We start from the raw sequence: 21,478 nt of genomic DNA, 5'->3' as shown, positions 1-21,478 counted from the left end.
GGGTTTCTCCCAGAGTTTTCGGGGGGCGTTTTAAGGGGCGCCTTCGGGCGTCTCACACGCGGTGATAAGGGTGGCCGGACTGGATCGTCATGGCGCGGTAGATCTGCTCCGCCAAAAGAATACGGGCGATCTGATGCGGCCAGGTCATGGCCCCGAGCGCCAGTTTCAGGTCCGCCCTGCCCAGAACTTCCTGGCCGTGACCGTCCGCCCCGCCAATGGCAAACACCACATCGGGAACGCCTTCGTCCTTCCAGGCTTCCAGTTTCTGGCTGAAAGCGGGGCTGGTGAGGTTCTTGCCGTTCTCGTCCAGCACCACAAGCCGCGCGCCTGCATTGAGCGCAGCAAGAATGCCCCGCGCCTCTTCCGTCTTGCGGTCGTCGGCGCGCTGTGCACGGCTTTCAGGCATTTCAGTGAGGGCAACTTCGGTAATGCCGAGGCCGCGGCCGCTCTTGCGGGCGCGGTCGATGTACCGGTCGAAAATTTCCTTGTCCGCACCGGCTTTCATTTTGCCAATGCAGAAGAGCGTAAAGCGCATGAGTCCCTGCCGGAGATCGTTCCGGTGAAAAATCTGCCCGACAGCAGACGGAGGCCCGTTTCAGGGTCTCAATGCCGGCTCAGCCGATGTAATGCGGTGCCGCATCCTCTTCCGGTGCCCACATCTTCTCCAGATTGTAGAAACCGCGAACCTCCGGACGGAAGATATGCACAATCACATCACCCGCATCGATCAGCACCCAATCGCAGATGCTCAGACCCTCAACCGTTGCCGTTCCGGCGCCGGCCGCTTTGAGATCTTTCACCAAATGCTCGGCAATCGCGCCCACATGACGATGGGAGCGGCCAGACACGATTATCATGTAATCGGCCAGCGAGCTTTTGCCTGCGATATCGAGAGTAACAACGTCCTCAGCTTTGGAGCCGTCAAGACTGGTGAGGACCGTATCGAGGAGGTCTGCCGCAAGTTCTTTACCTACGGAAGCCTGCAGAGGAGAGGACATGTCTGCCCGCTCACTTTCAAAGGTCATGGTCAGGTGTTATGCCTTTCGCCGTTTATGCCGTCCCGCGCCCAACGTCGTCACGAACTGAAACGTTCGACTTTGCACGTCACCCGTTTTGGGTGCAGGACCGGTTGACCGTACCTCGGCCGCGCTCATCGCGACCATCGCTATAATATCGCTTCCCGATTGGCATTTTCAAGACAAGCGGGAAATCTTGGCAAATCTGCCCGTCACCGCTTTTGCCCCAGACGCAGATCGGTGGACGATGTCCGGTCCAAAGGCGTGTGCAAAAAGGTCCAGACAGGCGCCGCCATTTCCGGCAAAAGCGCTGCGTCTTCTTCGGGAAGCCTATATTTTTCATAGGCTTTTGCCATGGGGGAGGACATGACCGATAGCGAGGCTCCCGGGCGGTCCACAATGGCAATCGGCACCGAGCCGACAATCGAGCGCCAATCCTGCCAGCGATGGAAGCCGGCAAGATTGTCAGCACCCATGACCCAAACGAATCGGACAGATGGCCGCATCTGGTGCAGAGCGACGAGCGTTCTGGCGGTGTAGGGCGTTCCCAGCACCTGCTCGAAGGCCGTCACTTTCATGCGTGGATGGTCGGCAAGATCAGCCGTCAGGCGCAGCCGCCGTTCCAGCGGTGCCAGCTCAGAATGGCTCTTGAGCGGGTTGCCGGGCGTTACCAGCCACCAGATCTGATCAAGCCCCAGCCGCTTCAGCACGGTCGACGCCACAAGTCGGTGACCGGAATGGGGAGGATTGAAAGAGCCGCCGAAAATGCCGATGCGGTTGCCCGGCTCGGCATGGGGCAGCTTCATCCAGTCGCGATCCAGTCCTGCGCCAAGACTCAAGGTACTCATACAGACGACCTCACAATGGCCGTCACGGACGGATCTGGCCGGTGCCATGCACCTTGTACTTGAAGCTGGTCAGCTGCTCGACGCCCACGGGCCCGCGTGCATGCATGCGACCGGTCGCAATGCCGATCTCCGCCCCCATGCCGAACTCGCCGCCATCGGCAAACTGGGTCGAAGCGTTGTGAAGCACGATGGCCGAATCCACTTCCCGCTGGAAACGGTCGGCGGCGGCCTGGTCCTCGGTCACGATGCAATCTGTGTGATTGGAGCCATAGCGCGCGATGTGGTCCATGGCGGCATCGAGATCCGCAACCACCTTCACCGCGAGGATCTTGTCCAGATATTCTGTCGACCAGTCGTCTTCGCTTGCCGGTACGATGTTTTCGCAGATATCGCGCACAATCGCACCGCCGCGGATTTCGCAGCCCTTTTCCTGAAGCGCCTTCACGATCACCGGCAGATGGCTGTGGGCCACGTCTTCATGCACCAGAAGCGTTTCAAGCGCGCCGCAGACGCCGGTCCGGCGCATCTTGGAGTTGACGACCACCTCGACGGAGGTCTCCAGATCTGCAGCCTTGTCGATGAAGATATGCACAAGGCCTTCCAGATGGGCGAATACGGGAACGCGCGCTTCGCTCTGCACGCGCTCAACCAGGCTGCGCCCGCCGCGCGGAACGATGACATCAAGATTGCCGCCAAGGCCGCGCAGCATTTCGCCAACGGCGGCCCGGTCGGTCACCGGCACCATCTGGATCGCCTCCTCCGGCAGACCGGCCGCAACGAGGCCTTTCTGCAGGGCGGCATGGATCGCCCGGTTGGAATTGATGGTATCGGAGCCACCGCGCAAAACGACAGCGTTACCGGCTTTCAGACACAGAGCCCCAGCATCCGCAGTCACATTCGGGCGGCTTTCGTAAATCACACCGATGACGCCAAGGGGCGTGCGCACGCGCTCAATCTTCAGGCCATTCGGCCGGTCCCAGGCGGCGATCACGCTGCCGACGGGATCCTCCAGCGCGACGATATCTTCAAGGGCCTTGGCAATCGCCTCGATCCGCTCATCCGTAAGCGTGCCGCGATCCAGGAAAGATGCCGTCTGCCCGCCCGCCTTCATCGCCTCGATGTCGAGCCGGTTGCCTGCGAGAATATCCGGTGCTGCGGCGCGAACGGCCGCAGCCATTTCGCGCAAGGCTGCGTTCTTCTGGTCTGCTGGGGCAACGGCAAGAATCCGGCTGGCAGCACGGGCACGCTGCCCGATCTCTGTCATCAAGTCCTCGATCGTCTTTGCCTCGACTACTTCCAGCATACTCACTTGCTCCCGTTTCGCGGCGTTCACCACCGCCAGTCCTGACGCGTTTTAACGCGTTCCAGATCAAAAGACATCCACCGGATCGCTCAAACTTCGTCGAGCGCAGGCCGTTCCAGAACCAGATCGTCCCGGTGGATCATTTCCGCTCGGCCCGGATAACCGACAATGGCTTCAATTTCCCGGCTGTTGCGGCCCGCAATCAGCTGCGCTTCATCGGCATCATAGGCAATCAGCCCCCGGCCGATAATCCGGCCTTCCGGGTTGAGCAATATCACCGCGTCACCGCGCGAGAAACTTCCCGATACAGAGGTGACCCCGGCCGGCAACAGGCTCTTGCCGGAGGTCATCGCCCGGACGGCACCTGCATCCAGCCGGATTTCACCGCGCGGCTCCAGATGACCGCCGATCCAGGCCTTGCGCGCACTGGAGGGAGAGCTGAGCGCGGGAAACCATGTCCCACGAGCGCCCTGGTCCAACCGCTCAAGCGGATTGAGTTCCTTGCCGGAGGTAATCACCATCGACGTTCCGGCAGTGGTTGCGATCTTGCCGGCATCGATCTTCGTCTTCATGCCGCCGCGCGAAAGCTCCGAACCGGCGGATCCGGCCATGGCCTCGATTTCCGGGGTAATGCGCGGCACTTCAGGCAGAAACACCGCATCGGGGTCCTGCTGCGGTGGTGCGGTGTATAGCCCGTCAATGTCCGACAGCAGCACCAGGCAGTCGGCGCTGGCCATGGTGGCAACACGCGCCGCCAGGCGGTCGTTGTCGCCGTAGCGGATTTCGGACGTGGCCACGGAATCATTTTCGTTGATGATCGGCACGGCCCCGAGTTTAAGCAAGGTGCCGATGGTGGCGCGGGCGTTGAGATACCGCCGACGTTCTTCCGTGTCACCTAGGGTGAGCAGTATCTGACCGGCCTTCTTGCCGTGCGCGCCAAGGGCATCCGCATAGGCCTGCGCCAGCGCGATCTGACCGGCAGCAGCTGCCGCCTGACTTTCCTCAAGCTTCAGCGGCCCACCCGGCAGGCCGAGAATGCCCCGGCCAAGCGCGATCGAGCCGGAGGAAACAAGCAGCACCTCCGCTCCGGCATCGGACAGCCGAACCACGTCGGCAACCAGCGCATTCAGCCAGTTGCGCTTGAGTTCGCCCTTTTCGACAAGAAGGGCGGAGCCGATCTTGACGACGATCCGGCTGTAGTCTTTCAGACTGCGGGACATCAGGGATGCCAGCCCTCTTGCTCGGGTGCAGGCACCTGGTTGGCTTCGTCTTCCTTGTCCTTGTCGATGGCGCGCACGATCATGCGCAGCGCACGGTCGACATTGAGACCGCTGGCCGAGGACAGAATCAGAGGTTTCTGGCCGCAGGCCTCTTCAAGGCTGGCCGCCTTTTCGGCAATCAGATCCTCGTTCAACGCGTCGCATTTGCTGAGCGCCACGATTTCCGGTTTCTCCATAAGACCCGCGCCGTAGGCTTCCAGCTCGCCGCGCACCACCCGGTAAGCTTCGCCGGGATCTTCCTGGCCGGAGCCGTCCACCAGATGAAGCAGAACCCGGGTGCGCTCGACATGGCCAAGGAATCTGTCGCCAAGGCCCGTTCCCTCATGAGCGCCCTCGATCAGGCCGGGAATGTCGGCCATGGCGAAGCTGCGGCCGTCGATCTGAACGATGCCGAGATTGGGGTGAATGGTCGTGAAGGGATAATCGGCGATCTTCGGCTTGGCAGCGGAAACCGTTGCCAGGAAAGTGGACTTGCCCGCATTGGGCAGACCGACGAGACCCGCATCGGCGATGAGCTTGAGCCGCAGCCAGATCCATTTCTCTTCGCCCTCAAGGCCCGGGTTGGCCCGGCGCGGAGCCTGGTTGACGGACGATTTGAAATGGGCATTGCCGAAGCCGCCATTGCCGCCCTTCAGAAGCATCACCTTCTGGCCGATCTCGGTCAGGTCGGCGATCAGCGTCTCGTTGTCTTCCTCGAAGACCTGGGTGCCGACGGGAACTTTCAGCACGACATCGCCGCCATGGGCACCGGTGCGGTTGCGGCCCATGCCGTGAATGCCGGTTTCGGCCTTGAAATGCTGCTTGTAGCGATAGTCGATCAGCGTGTTGAGGCCGTCGACGCATTCAATGATGACGTTGCCACCCTTGCCGCCGTCACCACCATCGGGACCGCCGTATTCGATATATTTCTCGCGTCGGAACGACACACAGCCCGCACCGCCGTTGCCGGAGCGCACATAGACCTTGGCCTGATCTAGGAATTTCATTTTCTTTTTCTCTTTTCGTCCTGTTTCAGGCCGGACCCCGGTTGGATCACTGGCCGTTCAGAAAGTCTGTTCGTGTCAGCTCGGTGCGGATGGCCGGCATCGTACAGCCTCGTGACACACTGGCACAGCCCACTTCCCCTACTTCGCGGAAGCCCAATTTCCGGGCAATGCCAAGCGAAGCCGGATTTTCCGTCATGGCTTCGCAGGCGACCAACTGGTGATCGGTATTGCCGAACAGCCAGACGACCGCCGCCCGCGCTGCTTCACTCATATATCCCTTGCCCCAATAGGCGCGCCCCAGCCAATAGCCGATCTCCGGGGTCTCCCGCAACTTTTTGAAGCTGACACCGCCGATCATCTCGCCCTGGCAATCGATCTGAAATCCGAGTTCCTCCGCCTCCCGCCAATTCGACCAGCGCTCTGCGGAACGTGCCAGATAGGCCCGGCCCTGTTCCAGATCGTAGGGATAGGTGACCCGCGACAGCATCTTGGCGACATCATAGTCGCCCAGAAGCTCGGCGCAGCGGTCCAGATCCTCCGGACGCGGGGCTCGAAGGATCAGACGCTCCGTTCTCAGAACGGGCAACATCACGCAGCTTCCTTGCGCGCGTCGAAATCGGCCCGTACCAGGCGCACGATGACATTGGAAACCCTGCGATCCAGTGCCTTGGAGAACCGTTCCGTCATGGCGTAGGGCTTGAAACCCATTTTCCGCAACAGACCGCGAGAGCGGAAGTTGTCCTCGAAGGCGCGTGCGGCGACGGCATCGGTCTCATATGCTTCGAACGCCCAGCCGAGCGCGGCCTCGACCGCCTCGCTGGCATAGCCATGGCCCTGGAAGGCGCGGCCGAGCCAGTAGCCAAGTGTCGGCACGTTCGGAAGATCGTCCAGATCGCCCGGAGGCTCGATGGCGACCACGCCAATGAACACCCCGCCAAGGGTGATGGCGAACAGTGCTTCGGTTTTAAACGGATCCTTGCCGACGACGGTTTTCAGATAGGCTTCCGCGGTTCCATCCTCATAGGGCCAGGTGAACGACGTCATCCAGCGGGCGACCTCGAAATCCTTGCCTGCCAGGGCGACCATGGCTTCCGCATCGGACATTTCGACCGGCCGCAGGATCAGGCGTCTCGTTTTCAGTTCCGGCAACATGCTCATCGTCCCTGCCCCCATCTTTTCAATGACTTCCAGACAGCCCGCTCCAGCGTATAGCGCTCGATGGGCACCGAGCCACCCGCCCCGAGAGAGCGGATCATGGCCTGGTCGCGATACTGAAATCCGGATTTGACGAGCACCCGGCGCGATGCCGGATTGGTGACCCGGCAGGATCCCTGCAATTCGCCAATGTCGTGATAGGTGAAGGCGTGGTCGACGAGCGCATGAACCGCTTCGGTTGCCAGCCCCTGCCCCCAGAAGGGCTCACCCAGCCAATAGCCGACATGCACGGGGCCGCCGGACTCGACATTGGCATACCGCGTGATGCCGATCAGCCGACCGGTTACCTTCAGGCGGATGGCAAAGGTTGCGGAATGGGGCTGGTTGATCGCGGACTTGGCAACCAGCGAGCGGGCATCGTCCAATGTGAAGGGATGCGGCATGGTGGAAAGGTTTGCCGCCACTTTCTTGTTGTTGGCCAGAAATACCATATCGGCCAAATCGTCCATACGCGGTTTGTCGAGCCGCACACGAACCGCTTCCTGCGGCAATGGAGCCGCAGCAAGACTGCTTTCGTCTAATAAACCGTCACTTTCAACAACCATCATTTCCTCCAGCCAAAACAAATCAAGGGAGAGATGGCGCCCCATCTCCCCCTTGGATCTTCGACTGGCCGGATGTTGGCCTGTCTCGAATTGCCGGGGTCTTACGGGACGCCGGCGTTTCGAAACTTCACGTCGGCTTTACTCCGCTGCTTCCGCTACCGGGAGCACGTTAATGTAGGTTCGCTTGTTGGCTTTCGCCTGGAACTCTACCTTGCCTTCCACGGTCGCGAAGATGGTATGGTCCTTGCCCATACCAACGCCGGTGCCCGGGTGCCAGGTAGTGCCGCGCTGACGCGCGATGATGTTGCCGGGAATCACAGCTTCCCCGCCGAATTTCTTGATGCCGAGACGGCGGCCAGCTGAGTCGCGGCCGTTGCGGGACGAGCCGCCTGCCTTTTTATGTGCCATCGTTAGAACTCCTCGTTCTTCGAATACTTGTTAGGTTTAGGAGCGGCGGCTTAGTTGCCAGCCAGTTCCTTCGCCTGCTCAACCCAATTACCGCGTTCGAACTTGCCCTTCAGGCCAGTTTCTTCTTCAACGCGTGCGACATCGTCAGCGGACATGGCTGCGATCTGAGCGAAGGTGGTGATGCCAGCCTCGTTCAGTTTCTTCACAGCAGCCGGACCAGCGCCGTCCAGCTTCTTCAGGTCGTCGCCGCCTTCTGCTGCTGCAGCCGGTGCGGCTTCAGCGGTTTCTTCAGCCTTCGGCGCAGCCTTCTTCGGCGCTGCCTTCTTGGCCGGCTTTGCACCACCGGTCAGGATGTCGGTCACCTTGACGAGGGTGAACGCCTGACGATGGCCGTTGCGGCGGCGGGAATTCTGACGCCGGCGCTTCTTGAAAATGATAACCTTGCGGTTACGGCCCTGTTCGACCACTTCAGCAACCACGGAAGCGCCTTCCACAAGCGGAGCTCCAACGGTGGTGTCTGTGCCATTGCCGACCATCAGAACCTCTTCAAAGGTGATGGTGCTGCCGGCTTCGGCTTCGAGTTTTTCGACCTTCAGAAGGTCATCGGCGGCAACAGTGTACTGCTTGCCACCCGTTTTGATCACTGCGAACATGTCTCGCACGTCCTTCTTTTCGTTTTTGACACACCGGAACGGGCTGTTACACCATCGAACCGGCTGCTTTTCAGGTCGAACCGAGGCGCCTGTCCCTCCAGGTCTTGAATCCTGGCTGACAAGTCTTTGTGTCGGGTTGAGCGTGAAGCTTTGAAAGCCCGGCAGGCCTTGAACGACAAACAGAACTCGAAAAAGCGAACCTTTTCGAGCTCGCGCAATATAGTCGGCCCGCATTCGTTGTCAAACGGAAATCTGGCCTTTTTGCCGCAAAACCGCTTGTTTTTCGAATCCCATGCGCCGTGCATTCGCGGCGGGTTCTCTCAGCGTTCATCGCGATTGCCGCAAACGGGAAAACGTTAATCCGCCTCACCGGCCGTTATCGGGGCAGGCTCGCATCAGGTCAATCCGAATCTCCACGATGCTCCCTCCAGCCCTTTCCAGGAAGCTCTTCCACACAGCTATTCAACGGGCGCACCCGCTTCCATAGCTGGTCAGATCATGCCTCGGAACCAGACAAACCAGGCGAAAACGCCCCCAATCCACAACCTGAAAAAAGAACTCATTTCCGGGCTTGCAGGGCGCGCAGAGTGTGTCTATGTTCCGCGCCACTTGAGACCCGTTTATCGCAAGTGCCGCGGAGAGGTGCCGGAGTGGTTGAACGGGGCGGTCTCGAAAACCGTTGAGCGCGCATGCGTTCCGGGGGTTCGAATCCCCCTCTCTCCGCCATTTTTCATAAAGCAGACGTGTTAGCGAACCCGCTTGCGGGATCAGAGCAACGCGCTTGTACTTACAGGCCTGACCTAAGTTGAGTCGACCTTACTGTCGGGCGGTTCTCGGGCGAACTGGTTTCAAAGTGATTGCACCATCAATCGCGGGTTTGCGGACTTTGCCACCACTCAGTGTGTGTCAGCTTCCAGCATCTTTGCGGCCAACACTGATGACATGCTGTCGATCCAGCCCCGCTTTAATGATCGGCCTCTCAGCTACTAAATCGAAGCATCGGGCGATACTCGGAAACCTATGCCTAAAACCGTCTTGGTCCGGATACCAAGATGCAAGCATCACAAGATAGGTATCCGCCACGCTATGACGTGGTCCCAAACAGTACGGACCATTTGCGTCTAAATGCTCCTCAAGCGGCGCCCAGACTTCACCCAACAATTCGACTGCTCTGTCTCGGATGTTTTGTGCGTTGCTCGCATCTGTGGAGTAGCGCTCAGGATAGTAGTAGCGCTTATATTGATCCTGAACCGATGTCGCCAAATAGATCAGTGTTTTGAGAAACAAGGGGCGGTCAGGATCACTGGGCCCGGGCGCAATTTCGGAAAGCTGGTGCAGATCGGCCAGGAAAAGACAGATTGCTGACGCTTCTGTCATCACCGTTCCGTTCTCCAACTTTAGCGCCGGAATCTTTCCGCTTGGATTTATGGACAGATATTCTGGCGACCGATGCGCGCCTCGGGATATATCGATTTCAACGATATTGTGCATAAGTTCGGCTTCTTCCAGCACCATTTGAGGTGCAAAAGACGCGGTGCCGATGCAGGAAAAAAGCGTCAACATTAAAACACTCTGACTGGTGAAACGTCGCTGCGCAAGCTGGTCAATCATTGAACAGATGGGACGACAGAAATGGACTCATAGCTGCCAGTTGGACGTACGGTAGCTAGTCGATGGCCGAAGCGGGTAGTTCCAACTAATCTCGAATATAATCCATACCCAAATCCGAGAAGGCGTTTAAAACCACTTCCCGATCCTCAAGTTCTTTGAATAGATCGTCAAAAGGGTTCGCATCCCTCTCTCTCCGCGTTTCCCCATATATCGACGAACCGCTAGCGTTTGATGAGGGTCATCTTCATCACAGGTTTCTTCGGCGGCTGATTGGACAACGATTTCCTTCGGTACAAAGATCTTTATCTCGTCCTTAGTGACCAGGACCTCAGAAACGATCGCCCTTAAATAAGATTTGGCGGCCGGGACTTTTATGTCGGACAGCCGCGCCCTTATGCGAGCACCAAAGATTTCCACCTGTTCCCTGGAGGGTGTTGGGGATTTTTCCGAAACGTTTAGGGTGTGGAACCATAAATGAAGACGAAATGGTTTAGGCGGATTGATCTTCCTCAAGGCGCGGAAGCGCAGGAAATGAGGCTTTGGGCGGCGGCCCTGTTCTGCGCGGCAACCTGAGAAAACCTTGAGACGGGGTCTTCCGTTACGGGGCCGTTGTGCGTGTGGCCCACATCCCGTCAGGAACTGTCTCCTGCTTGCTCTCTGGCCATAAGACGGCAAACCCGCTTCGCGCGCGCCTGCCCGCTTCATGCCACTCCGTCGTTCTTCATGGGGCGAGGCCCTAAACGCTTGTCCCCAGCTTGACCTGGACATTGAGGCGGGAAGCCGCGCCTTGAAGGTGCGTTGCCATGGCTTCGCGGGCGGATGTCCTGTCGCCTGCTTCGATTGCCGCAAGCACTCTGCTGTGCTCTTTCTGGGTGATCTCGACCAGATCGCCCTTGGCGTAGCTCTCCGACGTAGCCCGCGTGGTTTCCTTCAAGCGCGAGGAAATGTAGCAGATGATCGTAAAGAGATAGGAATTGCCGGCAGCCTTGCCGATTGCCCGGTGAAACACCGCATCAGCTTCCAGCCGCTGTTCGTTGAACTGCTTGTGCCCCTCAAGCACGGCGACTGCCGCGCGCATCTCCGCAAGATCCTCCGCATTCCGGCGCAAGGCGGCAAGGCCCGCAGCCTCGATTTCCAGAAGCCCGCGCAATTCGAAGAGATCTGCCAGATTGCCCGATTTTTCGAGCGATCTGATGTCGACACGGAAGGTTTCGCGTTCCGAAACGGGCTTGACCACGGCTCCACGGCCCTGGCGCGATTCAATGATACCATCGGAGCGAAGCCGGGCGATGGCTTCGCGCACCACGTTGCGGCTGACACCAAATGTTCCGGCAAGGGCGTGTTCGGTGGGCAAGAGATCGCCGGGCATCAGTTCGCCGTCTTGTATCTTTGCCATGATGTCCGCGGCAATGCGGTCAGGCAACAGCGACGACCGGCGCACTTCCCGAGACTCCACCATGCCTGTTTCTCCTTGCATTGCCGCAGCGTTCTTCATGTTATTAAGCGGCTTAATGCATCCATAAGACAAGCTTGGGCGCTTGTCGAGCCAATCGGCATTACGGTTTCAAACGGCAGAAAGCTGCCATTCTCATTGTTTGAAGAACGCCGGGCTTATGCGATTACGGAGAAGCCTGCCGAACGCACGCGCTTTCCAGGTCCTAAAGCGCGTAGATGACCTCGGCCGCACGCACAGCTGCGGAAGCCCGGTTCTCGACGCCAAGTTTGACGAAGATCTGCTCCAGATGCTTGTTCACCGTGCGCGGCGACAGGCCCAGAATTTCGCCGATATCCTTGTTGGACTTGCCCTTGGCGATCCAGATCAGAACTTCCGCCTCGCGCTGTGTCAGTTCAAAGCTGCCCTGAAGCGCCTGAACCTGACCGGCTTCATCTTCCGCAGTCACGCGGAACAGGTTCTCATCCGGACCGACGCGGCCAAGCGGGTGAAGCTGCACCGCAAGGTTTTCAGACAAGCCGAGCATGAAACTCTTGCGCCGCTCTCCTGAAGACTGCTGGCCATCCAGCCAGTCCCCCAGCGCCTGACCCAAACGGAAAAGACTGGTTTCGGCAGCACCTGTCTTTGCCAGCAGATTGTGGATCTGCGGTGTCGACCACAGGACCGTCCCTTCCTGCGATACCGCCACCAGATGCCGGCCGGCAGCGTCCAGCGCCACATGGGCGCTTTGAACCGAACGGGCATTCTTCAGGTGCACCTTGATCCGCGCCTTGAGCTCATCGACGTCGATCGGTTTGGTAAGGAAATCGACGCCGCCCGATTCCAGCGCCTTTACCACATGCTCCGTCTCGGACAGCCCGGTCATGAAGATAACCGGCACATGCTGAAGCGCCGGGTTTTCCTTGATCTGACGGCAGGTTTCAAAACCGTCGAGACCGGGCATGACCGCATCCATCAGGATCGTGTCCGGCGTCACCTTGTTGCAGATGTTGAGCGCGGTCTCGCCGCTGGTCGCCACCAGAACGGCCACCCCGGTCTTTTTCAGGGCTTCGGTGACGAAGCCGAGCGTTTCCGGGCTGTCGTCGACCACAAGAACCGTATCGCGACGATCATCCGTCATGTGTTTCCAATTCACTCAAGACGTTTTTGTAAGCATCGAAATCGAACCGGGCGAGATGGACATTCAATGCATCGATCAGGGGCAGATTTTCCGGCGTTTGCGCCAACTCGTTCAGCTTGGCCTCGATGCCTTCCACATAACCGATCTCGGCAAGCGAGAGCAGATCGGCGACGTGATCGGCACCTGGCGATTTCAGGGGATCCTTTCTGGCAGGTTCCCGGGTGCGTTCGACCGGCAGTTCGGTCCACACAATCCCCATGTGTTTTTGCAGCAGGTCGTAAAGCTGGCCGATGGCGAACGGCTTGGCAAGCGTGGCCGAATGATGCGCCGGTCCGTCCGGGCGCAGAGCCTTGTCACCGATGTTGGCGGACAGCATGATGATCGGCGCGGTCGCGCCTCTGTCCCGCAGCTCCTCGGCAAGCTCCCAACCGTTCATTCCCGGCATCAGGATATCGATCAGGTAGAGATCCGGCCGAAGCGGTTCTACGGTCTCAAGGCAGGCCCGGCCCGTCTCCGCTTCGACAACGGCGAATCCGATGGGTTTCAGGATATCGCAGACAAGAGACCGGTGATCCGGGTTGTCGTCGATCACGGCAACCGTTTTCCGCTCGCCCTTATAGCCTCGCACCTGTCTTTCCAGGCGGATGGTATCGACGGGCCTGTCGACAGCCGCGAGCATCAGGCGCACTTCGAAGGAAGCCCCCTCGCCCGGTTCGCTGGACAGCGCGATAGCCCCGCCCATGGTTTCCGTCAGAAGCTTGGTGATGGTCAGCCCGAGCCCCAGTCCCGGCGTCTTGGCACCGTCCGCGGCCTTGCTGCGGCCGAATGGTTCAAAAATCTTGACCTGCTCATCAAGCGCGATGCCCGGTCCACTGTCCGACACGACAAAGCAGGCCACTTGCGAACGGTAGCTGACGGCAAGCGAAACGGTGCCTTTGGTGGTGAACTTGATCGCGTTGGACAGAAGATTGACCAGGATCTGCCGCAGGCGCTTTTCATCGGTTCGCACAAAGACCGGCAGGTTGGGCGCACGGGCATAGCTGAAGCCGAGCCCCTTGGCCGAGGCCTGCATGCGGAACATGTCGACAATCTGATCCAGAAACTCGTGAATGTTGATCTCGTTGGAATAGATCTGCAACCTTCCGGCTTCGATGCGCGAGATATCCAGAAGACCATCGATCAGCCCCGACAGATGCTCGGCGCTGCGCCGGATCGTGCTGACGGCAGGCTTGCGGGCTTCCGGCACGCTGTCATCGTGCTCCAGCACCTGCGCATAGCCCATGACCGCGTTCAGCGGGGTTCTGAGTTCATGACTGAGACCAACCACATAACGGCTCTTGGCAAGGTTGGCCGCCTCTGCATCTTCCTTCGCCTTCTGCAGGGCTGCATCGGTGACGCTGTGGGCATCGATTTCCTTTTGGAGCAGCGCGTTCTGGCGCATGGATTCTTCTTCGGCGACCCGGCGCGTGTCGTGGGCCAACACCAGAAACCAGCAGGCAATGCCGACGACAATGGCGAAGACGAAGAAGATCAGCAGAACCGTCTGACCGATAATTCCGGTCGGGTCTCCCAGACGGTTCTCCGCCTGGGCGTAGATGATCCAGAGCACCAGACCGATTGCCGCATTCGACAGGACGGAGATGAGCGCGTAGCGCCCCAGCCGGGATTGCAGGAACGCCATTGCCTTTTCCGGCAGAACACGCCCCGCGACGGTGCCGACCTGATAGGACAACCGCGCCTTCGGTTTGCAGCTGTCGTGACAGCGCGCGTCGAGAGAACAGCACAGCGAACAGATTGGAGACTGATAGGCCGGGCAATAGGCCATGTCTTCCGGTTCAAACGGGTTTTCGCAGATCGAGCAGGCAATGTGTTCCTTCGACTGCCAGCTCTGGCGCGGTTTGCGGGCGAGATAGAACCGTCCCCTGGTCGCATAGGCGATCAGGGGCGCGGCCATAAAGGCGATGGCCATGGCAAGGAAGGTGGCCAGAGCCTCGGCAGTCTCGCCGAACTCGCCAAAGTGCGCCGCAAGAGCAAGACCCGCGGCCAGAAGCATGGCGCCGGTGCCGACGGGGTTGATGTCATAAAGATGCGCGCGCTTGAATTCGATGCCGGGAGGCGACAGCCCAAGTGGCTTGTTGATGAAGAGATCCGCCGAAATGGCCGACAGCCAGGCCATTGCAATGATGGAAAAAACGCCGAGGGTTTCCTCCAGCAGCCGGTAGATGCCGAGTTCCATCAGCAGCAGGGCGATGCCGACATTGAAGACCAGCCAGACAACCCGCCCCGGATGGGAATGGGTGAGGCGCGAGAAGAAGTTGGACCATGCGAGCGACCCGGCATAGGCGTTCATCACGTTGATCTTGAGCTGCGCCACCACCACGAAAGCTGCCATCAGCAGAAGGACCACTGTTTCGTTCGGGATCACGTAGCCAAAAGCAATTGCGTACATGCGCGACGGTTCGTCGGCATGCTGAACCGGAACACCGTGGGACAGCACAAGCACCGCCAGAAACGACCCGGCAATCATCTTGGGAGCGCCGAGAACGACCCAGCCGGGCCCGGCCAGAAACAGGGCGAGCCTGTGCCTGCGCCGGGCAAAATCCTGCGCAGGCAGAAACCGGAGAAAATCCACCTGTTCACCGATCTGGGCCATCAAGGCCAGGATGACGGCAGACGCCGCACCGAAGCTGACCAGATTGATACTGTCCCAGCCGCCCACTGTGGTGCGCGGGGCCTGTGTGACCGGGTCAATGCCGGAAAACGTCAGCCACTCGCCGACGGCCTGCCAGTCGGTGAAGGCAATGAAGACGAACGGCAGGATGTTCAGGATGATCCAGAAAGGCTGGGTCGCGAGCTGAAAGCGGCTGATCCAGGTAATGCCGTGGGTGACCAGCGGAATGACCGCGACTGCGCTGACGACATAGCCCAGCCACAACGGCACGCCGAAGGCAAACTCCAGCGCGCTCGACATGATGGAAGCTTCAATCGCAAAGAGTATGAAGGTGAAACTGGCATAGATCAGCGACGTGACTGTCGACCCTATGTAGCCGAACCCGGCACCGCGGGTCAGCAGATCGATATCCACGCCGTAGCGCATGGCATAGCGGCTGATCGGCAGGCCAACGATCAACAGAACAAGGCTGCCAACCAGAATGGCCAGGAAGGCATTGGCCGTTCCATGGGACAAGGTGATCGCCCCGCCGATGGCTTCCAGCGCCAGGAAAGAGATCGCGCCGATGGCAGTCTGAGAGATTGCCCGAGAGGAGAAACGGCGCGCGCTCTTTGCGGTGAAGCGCAGCGCGTAGTCCTCAAGCGTCTGGTTGTTGACCCATTTGTTGTACTGACGACGAACAGGCAAGATGCGCTGGCGGGCTCTCATGCCACTGCCTCTTCATTAAGCAATCGACCGTTTTTCAAGCACAATACCCGCAAAGCAACAAGGCTGAAGCCCAACTCAACCGCATTCCAACCGACAATTGCAGAACAGCAACAATTGTGCCGGAAATACAATCTGCACATTTCCGGCCCCAGGGAACAATTGCCTTGTCTGCGACTATATCCGCTTGCCGGTTCTGGACAGGTTCCAATACTGGCCTGAGAGGTTGGCACAGTTGGTGAGGTGCGGCATGTTGTTGTTGGCACCGCCATTGAAGACATCCAGACACATGGATGCGCCCCGGAACTGCGTTGTCAGTCTGCTCCAACCGCCCTGACGTGTTACTTTCCAAAACTGGCCGGAGTAGTCGGCGCATTGTGTAAGATGCACCTGATTGTTTCGCGCCCCGCCGTTGAAAACGTCCAGGCACATGTTTGCCCCCCGGAACATCGTTGTCAGCTTGTAGTATCCGTCCCCGGCAGGCTGGAAACGCCAGTACTGACCGGAGAGATCGGCACACCTGGCAAGGTGGGTCATGTTGTTCTTCGCGCCGCCGTTGAAGACATCGAGACACATGTCGTCACCACGAAACTGGGTGGTGAGGCGATAGTAATATTGAGGATCAACCGATTGTGCGAGGGCAGCCGATCCGAACGTTCCGAAACCCAGAATCCCTCCAAGAATCAAACCCAGCACAACCTTCTGAAATCGTGACTTTACCCAAAGCATTTCGTGTCACCCAAAAATATTAAATTGAAGATTTTCATCTGACGCGCATGTATTTTTCGACAATATACTTACCCCGGCACGCACCAGGCATTCAAATTTCCTATCAGAATTTACCAGCAACTACCACATAAGGATTCCGGATCGCGCAAACACCAAAGAAGTTGACCGGAATTCATTCAACAAGGGCACTGCATGAGGCCCCTCTGCACGTATTTTCATCACGGGTGCCTGACGAATTCTCCTGGATGCAGCCCTGACACGCCTACTGCAACGAACAGGCTGTTTCGGAGCGAGGTGATGTCCCGAAAGACCGCTCAAGGCGGAGGCGTTTCCTGTTCGGACCGCTGAATCAGATCTCAATCGAACTGCGTGCCAATACACGCGACTCAGGCTCGATCAGGTCCCTGTGGGTCGGGAGTTACGTCAAACGACGTATGTTGCAGTGCGGCGTTTCCGGCGCACGATCCATCCCCGACGGCGCCGCTCCTTCCGGGGCCCGCCTTGCACCGGCCGGGAACCGGTGCCGTGACCAAGGGGAAAATCACATGAAAAAGACATTTGCCAAACTCGCACTCGCAGGCCTGATGGCTTCCACCATTGCAGGTGGCGCGTTTGCGGAGGATGACACCATCAAGGTCGGCATCCTGCACTCGCTGTCTGGAACGATGGCCATCTCCGAAACGACCCTCAAGGACGCCATGCTGATGCTCATCGAAGAGCAGAACAAGAAGGGCGGCCTCCTGGGCAAGAAACTCGAAGCTGTTGTCGTCGACCCGGCTTCCGACTGGCCGCTGTTTGCTGAAAAAGCGCGCGAGCTGATCGAAGTGAACGGCGTCGATGCCGTCTTCGGTTGCTGGACGTCCGTTTCGCGCAAGTCCGTTCTGCCGGTCTTTGAAGAACTCAACTCGCTGCTGTTCTATCCGGTTCAGTACGAAGGCGAAGAATCCCAGCGCAACGTCTTCTACACGGGCGCTGCACCGAACCAGCAGGCCATTCCGGCTGTCGATTACCTGATGAACGAAGAAGGCGTCGAGCGCTGGGTTCTGGCAGGCACCGATTATGTCTATCCGCGCACAACCAACAAGATCCTGGAAGCCTACCTGAAGTCCAAGGGTGTTGCCGACGAAGACATCATGATCAACTACACGCCGTTCGGTCACTCCGACTGGCAGACGATCGTGTCCGACATCAAGACCTTCGGCTCGGCCGGCAAGAAAACCGCCGTTGTTTCCACCATCAACGGCGATGCCAACGTTCCCTTCTACAAGGAACTGGGCAACGCGGGCATCAAGGCAGAAGACATCCCTGTGGTCGCCTTCTCCGTGGGTGAAGAAGAACTGGCCGGTCTCGACACGGCCCCGCTCGTCGGCCACCTTGCCGCCTGGAACTACTTCCAGTCCGCCGACACCGAAGCCAACGCAGAGTTCATCGACGCATGGCACGCCTACATCGGCGACGACAATCGCGTGACCAACGACCCCATGGAAGCTCATTTCATCGGCTTCAACATGTGGGTCGAGGCTGTCGAAAAGGCCGGTACCACGGATCCTGACGCAGTGATCGATGCAATCGTCGGCGTTTCCGTTCCGAACCTGACCGGCGGCTACTCCGCGATGATGCCGAACCACCACATCACCAAACCGGTGCTGATCGGTGAAATCCAGGACGACGGCCAGTTTGAAACCGTCTGGGAAACCTCCGGTCTCGTCGTTGGCGATGCCTGGTCCGACTATCTGGAAGGCTCCAAGGACCTGATCTCCGATTGGCGCGCACCGCTCTCCTGCGGCAATTTCAACACCGTCACCGGAAAGTGCGGCGGCTCCGGGTCTTAAGGGAGGACACGGAAATCGGACGGGTCTTACGAGACCCGTCCCCTTCTTCCCCCGGTTTTCGAACCGGAAAGGTTTGCCTGGAGACAAGTTCCCAGCTCTCCCCTCCTCCTGCGGAGGACCACAAGGTCCATCTCGAAAGGTGGGTGGCAAACCCGGAAGCAAGTGGCCCATCCTTCGAGACGCCGCACTGCGGCTCCTCAGGATGAGGTCGTCAGGTGAAAGCTCAAAACACCGGTGGACACGATGTCCTTGATGAGATCCTTCCTACTGCTCCTCAGCCTCGCTGCCAGTCTCCTCGCCACGCCGGCTCTGGCCCAAAGTGATGCTGCGACGCTCCGTCCGCTGATCAACGAACTGGCCAAGGGCAAATATTCAGAGACGGAAAAGCAGATCGGCGCGCTGGTCGCGACCGGCGACCCACAGGTCGCACCGGTCCTCGAAGCGCTGAGTGACGGCGACCTTTACGCGCGCAAGGCCGATGGCGAGGTCTTTATCATCAAGAAGGCCGGCAAGGCCTACACCTTGATTGATCCGCTGACCATGGAAACAGCCGGTGAAGCTTCCAAGCGCGAGATCAAGAAGATCAAGGTCAACAACAGCCTGCGCCGGGTGATCCGGTCCGCTCTCGGGTCCCTGACCCTGATGGCGCCCGATCCGGCGGTGCGGATGGCGGCAGCGGAAGCCATTTTCAAGGCGAAAGACCCGGACGGTATCGAGGCGCTGGATGCCGCCATTGCCGCTGAAGCGGACGACGGCGTGCGCAAGAAGATGGAAGAAGCCCGGGCTGCGGCGGTCCTGAATTCAGACATGGACGAGGCAGCAAAACTTCAGGCGGTCTCGACACTGGGCACAATGGGCAATCGTGATGCACTGTCGCGTCTGATAGCCGTGCAATCCTCATCCGAAGGCGCCTTGCGCGAAGCGGCGACGACGGAAATCACCAAGATCGAGAAATCCATCGCGGCCTGGGATGCCGCGCAGAACATCTGGTACGGCCTGTCTCTTGGCTCGGTCCTCCTGCTCGCCGCCATCGGCCTTGCCATCACCTTCGGTGTCATGGGCGTCATCAACATGGCGCATGGCGAGATGGTGATGATCGGGGCCTACGTCACCTTCGTTGTTCAGGAGTTCATTCGCTCCTCGGCGCCCGGCCTGTTCGAATATTCTCTTTTCATCGCCCTGCCGCTTGCCTTCCTCACCTCGGGACTGGTGGGCGTTGCCATCGAGCGCGGCGTCATCCGCTGGCTGTACGGTCGCCCCCTGGAAACGCTGCTTGCGACCTGGGGCATCTCGCTGGTGTTGCAGCAGGCGGTGCGCTCGATCTTCGGCCCGACCAACCGGGAAGTCGGCAATCCGGACTGGATGTCCGGCGCCTTCGAGATCGGCCAGATGACGATCACCTATAACCGCATGTGGATCATCGTCTTCGCGATGCTGGTTTTCGCCGGATTGATGCTGGTCCTGAAGAAAACCCCGTTCGGGCTCTACACCCGTGCCGTGACGCAAAACCGGCGCATGGCGGCCTCCATGGGCATCCGGACACCGTGGATCGACGCCCTCACCTTCGGGCTCGGGTCCGGCATTGCCGGGATCGCCGGTGTAGCGCTGTCGCAGATCGACAACGTCTCGCCGAACCTGGGTCAGGGCTACATCATCGACAGTTTCATGGTCGTGGTCTTCGGCGGTGTCGGCAACCTGTGGGGCACGCTGGTGGGCGCCATGACGCTTGGCGTGGTCAACAAGTTCCTCGAACCCTATGCAGGAGCCGTGCTCGGCAAGATCTTCGTGCTCGTCTTTATCATTCTCTTTATCCAGAAGCGTCCAAGGGGGCTGTTCGCCCTCAAGGGCCGGGCAGTTGAAGCATGATGTCCTCCTTTCTCTTTCGCGCCATGGATGCCCGAGCGGGGATCTTCCTCGCCATCATGGCAGCCGTGATTGTCCTGGTGCCTGCCTGCAATCTGCTCCTGCCTGAGGGGTCCACCTTTCACGTGCCGAACTACGCGGTCACGCTGATGGGCAAATACCTGACCTACGCCCTGCTGGCGCTGGCAGTGGATCTGGTGTGGGGCTATTGCGGCATTCTCTCGCTCGGTCACGCAGCCTTCTTCGCGCTCGGCGGCTATGCCATGGGCATGTATCTGATGCGCCAGATCGGCACCCGTGGCGTCTACGGCGACCCGATCCTGCCGGATTTCATGGTGTTCCTGAACTGGGGTGAATTGCCCTGGTACTGGTACGGCTTCGACATGTTCTGGTTTGCAGCGCTTATGGTGCTGCTGGTGCCGGGCGTGCTGGCCTTCGTCTTCGGCTGGTTCGCCTTCCGCTCCCGCGTGACCGGCGTCTACCTGTCGATCATCACCCAGGCCCTCACCTATGCGCTGCTGCTTGCCTTTTTCCGCAATGACATGGGCTTCGGCGGCAACAACGGCCTGACCGATTTCAAGGACATTCTCGGCTTCGATATTCAAGCCGACACGACCCGTGCCGGCCTGTTTGCAGCCTCAGGCCTGGCACTGGTCCTGTGTTTCCTCATCTGCCGTTCGATTACCCGATCGAAACTCGGCAAGGTGCTCGTGGCTGTGCGCGACGCAGAAAGCCGGACGCGCTTCCTGGGCTATCGTGTGGAACACTACAAGCTGTTCGTATGGACCCTGTCCGCCATGATGGCCGGTATTGCCGGTGCGCTTTATGTGCCGCAGGTCGGGATTATCAACCCGGGTGAATTTGCGCCCGCGAACTCCATCGAGGTGGTGATCTGGGTCGCCGTTGGCGGACGCGGAACACTGGTTGGCGCCGTGCTCGGCGCTGTGCTGGTCAACTTCGCCAAAACCTGGTTCACCGCCGCCCTGCCCGATATCTGGCTGTTTGCTCTTGGTGGCCTCTTCGTGGTCGTGACCCTGTTCCTGCCGAAAGGCATCGTCGGCATCGTTTCCCAGGGCTGGACAGCCTTGCGGCAACGCAAGATCTCCGAAGATTACGAGGCAGGGTCGGATGAGCCACCAAGCCAGGCACCGCAGTCGCCCGCCGCACCGGCCAATGTCAGCCCGAAGACATCCTCTTCGACCCTGCCGGCGGATGCCGAGCCCCAACCCGCGGAGTAAAG

At 59.4% G+C, this 21,478-nt stretch carries 19 protein-coding genes and 1 tRNA gene; 4 read left to right on the top strand and 16 right to left on the bottom strand.

The window, feature by feature from the left end; all coding sequences use genetic code 11:
* Positions 1-52: 52 nt before the first annotated feature.
* From rlmH to AC2A6O_RS18040, 11 genes are all read right to left on the bottom strand, one after another.
* Positions 53-535, bottom strand: coding sequence for a 23S rRNA (pseudouridine(1915)-N(3))-methyltransferase RlmH (rlmH, locus tag AC2A6O_RS18090; protein WP_148584776.1), 483 nt, complete (start codon positions 533-535; stop codon positions 53-55).
* A gap of 79 nt (positions 536-614) precedes the next feature.
* Positions 615-998 carry a ribosome silencing factor gene (gene rsfS, locus AC2A6O_RS18085; RefSeq protein WP_148585596.1) on the bottom strand — a complete coding sequence of 128 codons (384 nt, stop codon included), beginning with the start codon at positions 996-998 and terminating at the stop codon, positions 615-617.
* Positions 999-1,228: 230 nt separating this feature from the next.
* Complete coding sequence (locus AC2A6O_RS18080) at positions 1,229-1,864, bottom strand: nicotinate-nucleotide adenylyltransferase (protein ID WP_498929142.1); 636 nt, start codon at positions 1,862-1,864, stop codon at positions 1,229-1,231.
* Positions 1,865-1,886: 22 nt separating this feature from the next.
* Entirely contained in the window at positions 1,887-3,197 is a 1,311-nt protein-coding gene (locus tag AC2A6O_RS18075; RefSeq protein WP_498929140.1) for a glutamate-5-semialdehyde dehydrogenase, read from the bottom strand.
* 59 nt (positions 3,198-3,256) lie between these two features.
* A complete protein-coding gene (proB, locus tag AC2A6O_RS18070) occupies positions 3,257-4,387 on the bottom strand; it encodes a glutamate 5-kinase (RefSeq protein WP_498929138.1) in 1,131 nt (376 codons plus the stop codon).
* Complete coding sequence (obgE, locus tag AC2A6O_RS18065; protein ID WP_148584779.1) at positions 4,387-5,433, bottom strand: GTPase ObgE; 1,047 nt, start codon at positions 5,431-5,433, stop codon at positions 4,387-4,389. The genes proB and obgE overlap by 1 nt, the downstream gene beginning before the upstream one ends.
* Before the next feature lie 46 nt (positions 5,434-5,479).
* Positions 5,480-6,022: a GNAT family N-acetyltransferase gene (locus AC2A6O_RS18060; protein WP_498929136.1), complete on the bottom strand. Its 543-nt coding sequence runs from the start codon at positions 6,020-6,022 to the stop codon at positions 5,480-5,482.
* Positions 6,022-6,591: a GNAT family N-acetyltransferase gene (locus AC2A6O_RS18055; protein ID WP_148584781.1), complete on the bottom strand. Its 570-nt coding sequence runs from the start codon at positions 6,589-6,591 to the stop codon at positions 6,022-6,024. Before AC2A6O_RS18055 ends, AC2A6O_RS18060 begins: the two co-directional genes overlap by 1 nt.
* The gene (locus AC2A6O_RS18050; RefSeq protein WP_162855035.1) at positions 6,588-7,193 is read right to left on the bottom strand and encodes a GNAT family N-acetyltransferase; all 606 of its coding nucleotides are present in this window, start codon (positions 7,191-7,193) and stop codon (positions 6,588-6,590) included. Before AC2A6O_RS18050 ends, AC2A6O_RS18055 begins: the two co-directional genes overlap by 4 nt.
* A 138-nt stretch (positions 7,194-7,331) precedes the next feature.
* A complete protein-coding gene (rpmA, locus tag AC2A6O_RS18045; RefSeq protein WP_006933726.1) occupies positions 7,332-7,601 on the bottom strand; it encodes a 50S ribosomal protein L27 in 270 nt (89 codons plus the stop codon).
* Between the two features lie 50 nt (positions 7,602-7,651).
* Positions 7,652-8,254, bottom strand: coding sequence for a 50S ribosomal protein L21 (locus tag AC2A6O_RS18040; protein ID WP_498929133.1), 603 nt, complete (start codon positions 8,252-8,254; stop codon positions 7,652-7,654).
* Between the two features lie 636 nt (positions 8,255-8,890).
* Here AC2A6O_RS18040 and AC2A6O_RS18035 point away from each other — a divergent pair.
* A tRNA-Ser gene (locus tag AC2A6O_RS18035) sits at positions 8,891-8,980 on the top strand.
* A gap of 180 nt (positions 8,981-9,160) precedes the next feature.
* Here the strand turns inward: AC2A6O_RS18035 and AC2A6O_RS18030 are convergent.
* The 5 genes from AC2A6O_RS18030 to AC2A6O_RS18010 form a co-directional block, all read right to left on the bottom strand.
* Positions 9,161-9,817: a glutathione S-transferase family protein gene (locus AC2A6O_RS18030; protein WP_162530050.1), complete on the bottom strand. Its 657-nt coding sequence runs from the start codon at positions 9,815-9,817 to the stop codon at positions 9,161-9,163.
* A 784-nt stretch (positions 9,818-10,601) separates the two neighbouring features.
* On the bottom strand, positions 10,602-11,324 hold the full coding sequence (locus tag AC2A6O_RS18025) for a FadR/GntR family transcriptional regulator (RefSeq protein WP_162530051.1): 723 nt from the start codon (positions 11,322-11,324) through the stop codon (positions 10,602-10,604).
* Between the two features lie 199 nt (positions 11,325-11,523).
* Complete coding sequence (locus tag AC2A6O_RS18020) at positions 11,524-12,438, bottom strand: response regulator (protein ID WP_498929130.1); 915 nt, start codon at positions 12,436-12,438, stop codon at positions 11,524-11,526.
* The gene (locus AC2A6O_RS18015; protein ID WP_498929128.1) at positions 12,428-15,817 is read right to left on the bottom strand and encodes a hybrid sensor histidine kinase/response regulator; all 3,390 of its coding nucleotides are present in this window, start codon (positions 15,815-15,817) and stop codon (positions 12,428-12,430) included. The genes AC2A6O_RS18020 and AC2A6O_RS18015 overlap by 11 nt, the downstream gene beginning before the upstream one ends.
* Positions 15,818-15,991: 174 nt before the next feature.
* Entirely contained in the window at positions 15,992-16,510 is a 519-nt protein-coding gene (locus AC2A6O_RS18010) for an RICIN domain-containing protein (RefSeq protein WP_498929126.1), read from the bottom strand.
* Positions 16,511-17,088: 578 nt separating this feature from the next.
* Here AC2A6O_RS18010 and urtA point away from each other — a divergent pair.
* The 3 genes from urtA (at position 17,089) to urtC (ending at position 21,476) form a co-directional block, all read left to right on the top strand.
* Positions 17,089-18,375, top strand: coding sequence for an urea ABC transporter substrate-binding protein (gene urtA / locus AC2A6O_RS18005; RefSeq protein ID WP_148584793.1), 1,287 nt, complete (start codon positions 17,089-17,091; stop codon positions 18,373-18,375).
* A 243-nt stretch (positions 18,376-18,618) separates the two neighbouring features.
* Positions 18,619-20,241, top strand: coding sequence for an urea ABC transporter permease subunit UrtB (gene urtB / locus AC2A6O_RS18000; RefSeq protein WP_498929124.1), 1,623 nt, complete (start codon positions 18,619-18,621; stop codon positions 20,239-20,241).
* Positions 20,238-21,476, top strand: coding sequence for an urea ABC transporter permease subunit UrtC (urtC, locus tag AC2A6O_RS17995; RefSeq protein WP_498929122.1), 1,239 nt, complete (start codon positions 20,238-20,240; stop codon positions 21,474-21,476). The genes urtB and urtC overlap by 4 nt, the downstream gene beginning before the upstream one ends.
* Positions 21,477-21,478 lie beyond the last annotated feature (2 nt).

It is taken from the genome of Labrenzia sp. ATLA3, assembly GCF_057180185.1.
Note: the sequence above shows the minus strand (reverse complement) of the source record. Positions and strands in the feature narration are given on the sequence as shown.